Origin of the sequence: Pseudomonas sp. AP19, assembly GCF_001728855.1 — a bacterium.
Taxonomy (GTDB): domain Bacteria; phylum Pseudomonadota; class Gammaproteobacteria; order Pseudomonadales; family Pseudomonadaceae; genus Aquipseudomonas; species Aquipseudomonas fluorescens.
Map to the genome: position 1 here is coordinate 1 of NZ_LXJP01000119.1, position 3,698 is coordinate 3,698.

General features: G+C 57.5%; 3 protein-coding genes and 1 pseudogene. All 4 read left to right on the forward strand.

The features are described from left to right. A pseudogene (locus tag A7D21_RS33745) lies at positions 1-244 on the forward strand (hypothetical protein); the annotation flags it as partial. A 39-nt stretch (positions 245-283) separates the two neighbouring features. Then, complete coding sequence (locus tag A7D21_RS33750) at positions 284-613, forward strand: hypothetical protein (RefSeq protein ID WP_069553832.1); 330 nt, start codon at positions 284-286, stop codon at positions 611-613. A 74-nt stretch (positions 614-687) separates the two neighbouring features. Further along, complete coding sequence (locus tag A7D21_RS33755) at positions 688-864, forward strand: hypothetical protein (RefSeq protein ID WP_371859256.1); 177 nt, start codon at positions 688-690, stop codon at positions 862-864. A gap of 371 nt (positions 865-1,235) precedes the next feature. Beyond that, a partial coding sequence (locus A7D21_RS33765) for a tape measure protein (protein WP_069553835.1) occupies positions 1,236-3,698 on the forward strand: 2,463 nt, incomplete at its 3' end.

A 3,698-nucleotide genomic window follows, 5' to 3' on the forward strand; every position in this document is an offset into this window, starting at 1 on the left:
TGGCCAAGCCAAGCTGAAGATCGCTCACAAGGATCGCAGTAAGGGCGACTACAACATCAAGATCACCCTGAACGATGGCGACCCTACCGCCACCCCGGCGCTCCTGCCGACTACGTTCTACCTGCGCGGTAAGGTGATGAATAACACCGTCGCCGCCGGCGCCGCTGACAACGTGGTTCGCCGCAACGTCACGATCGGCATCAACTCCGACATCCTGGAAATTCTCCCGTCTGCCGCCGCCTAACCTCCGGGGCTTCGGCCCCGAACCCCAAGGATTCGACACATGAGTAAGACCCTTCACGGTACCGTCGAGATCAAGCTCGGCGACGAGACCTACACTCTCATGCCGACCCTCGGCGCCGTGCGCGCCATTGAGGCCCACTTCGGCGGCTTGCGCGGTGCTTCCCAGGCGATCAACGCCCTGAGCATCGAAGGGTGCGCGGTGATCATCGCCGGAGGTGCTGGCTTGAAAGGCAAGCAGGCCGAGGCTGTGGCTGAGCAGGTTTGGCAAGCGGGCGTGCTGGATGTTTCCGTGCAACTCAACGCTTACCTGGTGGCGCTGTACAACCCCAAAGGCCCTGATGTGGGAAAGGAAAAGCCGGCGGCGGCGTAAGTGCTGTCGAGGACGGCAGCTACGTCGACCGGCTCTACGCGGTGGCCACGGGCTGGCTGGGCTGGACACCGGCCATGGCCTGGTCTACGCCGATGCCCGAACTGTTCCTTGCCATGGACGCCAAGATCGAATGGGCACAGATGACGAACCCCTTTGGTGGCGGAAAGGCGAAACCCAAGGCTGAAAAGCCATCCCCATCGACTGTGGCCGATAAGCTGCGGCAGGCGCTTACGGGCAGGCCGGCGGCATAATTGGGTAGATTCCACTTATTTGGTACGCTGCTGGTTTGAATGGAGGCAAAGCCTATGCAAATCATAATGGTGGTCCTACTTCTGGTAATCGCCGTAACGCTAGCCCCTGGGTTTTTCTTTGGAATTGCCGCCATAGCGCTTTCTGCTGGCGGCATCATTGGTATCTCGCTGGGTGCAGTTGTAGTGATCCTATTGGCTGTTTACGCGTGGCAAAGAGTATCGTCCAGCCCTTCCAGGCAGCAGGCCAGGGAGGAGCGCCGTATCCGGAAAATTACTGATGCGGCCAACAGGAGAAACTCCCACGATTAGAAAATAAATCAACTCTCAACCGAAGCCCGCTTTTGCGGGTTTTTTATTGTCTGGAGAAAACCATGGCTGATACCGACGTACAGGGGATGCTCGTCCGCATTGAGGCTACCACGGCGCAGCTGCGTCAAGAGATGGCGCGGGCAGATTCCACCGTCGGTCAGTCGGCAGGCAAGATCGACAAGAGTTTGGGCCGTATCGATGGTGCATTTGATCGCGCGGGAGAGAGAGCCCAAAGCGCTGCAGGAATGATCAAGAGCGCCCTTGCAGTAGCGGTTGGTGCTGCCTCCGTTGGCAAGATCATTGAGACAGCAGACTCATTCAGTCAGATGTCTGATCGCATCGGAATGGCCACTAGTAGCGTAAACGAATACAACCTTGTGCAGGATCGCTTGCTCTCCACTGCCAAGCGAACCTATCGGCCGCTCGCCGAGGCTCAAGAGCTGTATATTCGTACCTCGGGCAGCCTGAAGTCTATGGGCTATAACACCAGCCAGGCGCTGGACGTTATGGATAGCTTCAGCTTTCTCCTGGTGACGAACTCAGCTTCTGCTGATAAGGCTAGTTCTGCCATCGACGGATACTCGAAGGCACTTCAAACCGGCAAGGTAGAAGCGGACGGATGGCAATCAATCCTCGCAGCCATGCCGACTGTTGTGGACACTATCGCCAAGTCAACAGGGAAGACCTCTGAAGAAATTCGAAGTCTTGGCGCTCAGGGAAAGCTGGGTCTCGACATATTGACCAAGGGGCTGCAGAAGTCCGCAGAAGCCAACGGCGTGTTGGCTGATAGCATGGGCGTCGCGGTACGCGATGCAATGCAAAACCTCAACAACGCGTTCTCTGTTTACGTTGGTCGGCTGAACGAAACCACTGACGGTACCGGGATTCTGGCCAAAGGTATCGGCGTCCTCGGGGATAACTTTGCGACTCTTGCGGATATCGCAGGCGTGGTTGCGATTGGCGCATTGGCAGGTTATGGGCGTCAGCTTGCTGGATCTGCCGCCGCCTCGGTTTCCGCGACCAGGGCTGCTGTCGCTGATGCTATAGCCAGAAAGGCTCAGGCCACTGCCGTTCTGCTTGCCGCTCAGGCCGAGCAACAGAAGGCCCAAACTTCCGTTTTTCTCGCGCAGAAAGAAGCAGTTGCTGCGCGCGGAACCGCCGTACAGACGCAAATGTCACTGCAGCTCGCTGAAGCCAGGATGGTAGAGACCCGTGCAACCAATGCGGTGGCTGCAGCTCAGGCTGCTGCAAGTCGCGCATCGCTAGGCATAATGGGAGTTCTTGGCGGACCGGCTGGCATTGCTGTTCTAGCTATTGGTGCCGCCACCGCGTTTCTCACGCTGCGGGACAATACCAGCGTACTCGAGAAAAAACTGGGCGACCTCGGCGACCCAATCGATAAGCTCGTTGATAAATTCAACAAGCTCAACAGGGCAACGCAATCGGTCACCCTTCGGGAGCTTAAGGCTTCCATTGAGGACGCTGAGAGTAATCTAACTACCGCCGCGGGCTCAATCGCTTTTGAGTTTCAAAGTAGCCTGACAAACGCCGGCCTCGCTGGCGCTTCAGGGTTCATGGCAGGCATAGCTCCTTTGCCGCCTGAATTCCAGTCGGCTATGGATATCATCAAGAAAGCGTCCTCTGATCAGTCGGCCGGAATGGTTGTCGACTGGAAGTCGGTGGCGGATCAGGTGCGCGTGGTTCCCGGCGTGACTGCTGAAATGGCAGACGCTTTGGAGAAAAGTGGTGGCGCTGCGGCTGAGAATGCTGAAAATGTTTCCCATCTTAAAGCAGCACTTGCTGCACTCACCGGCCAGACCGATGAAAACACACGCGCCCAACTGGAGAACGCTGCCGCCAAAGCTGCAGCCGCAGGCGTCGGGCAAAAGTATCTAGAGCAGTTACAAAAGCAACTCGGTGCCGCTCAAGATAAAACCGCTCTTGAGGCTGCGAATCGGTTTATTGCCGAGAATAAGGATCTCACTGAAGGGATGATCGTCGCGATCCGTTCCGCGGCCGCCGCGAAGGATGCGCAGAAGGCCTCCGACGATGCAGCAGCGAAGGCCGCGAGAAAGAATACGAGCGAAGCAGAGTCGGCGGCCAAGCAACAACTGAAGTCCTTCGACACAGCCGAGGAGGGCTACAAGCGCCAGATCGAGCTGATCAACACCACCGGTGACAAACAGAAAGACGCCACCGAGGTGATGAAGCTTTCTTTCGAGCTTCAGGAGGGCAAGCTTGGCAAGCTGAGTGAGGCGCAAAAGAAAAAGCTCATGGGCATGGCCGCTGAGCTGGATGCACTGAACAAGCTGAAGAAGGCCAACGAGGATGACCTGAAGCTGACGGCGTTCAAAAATGCTCAGTCCCTCAGCACAAAAACCACCACAGACGGCTTCGATCAGGAACTGGCCGGCGTCGGCATGGGTGATAAGGCGCGGGACCGGATGCGCGCCGATCTGGCCATGCGGCAGAAGTATGCCGCAGACGTGGCGGCCCTCAACGAGCAGCGCAACACCGGGCAGATA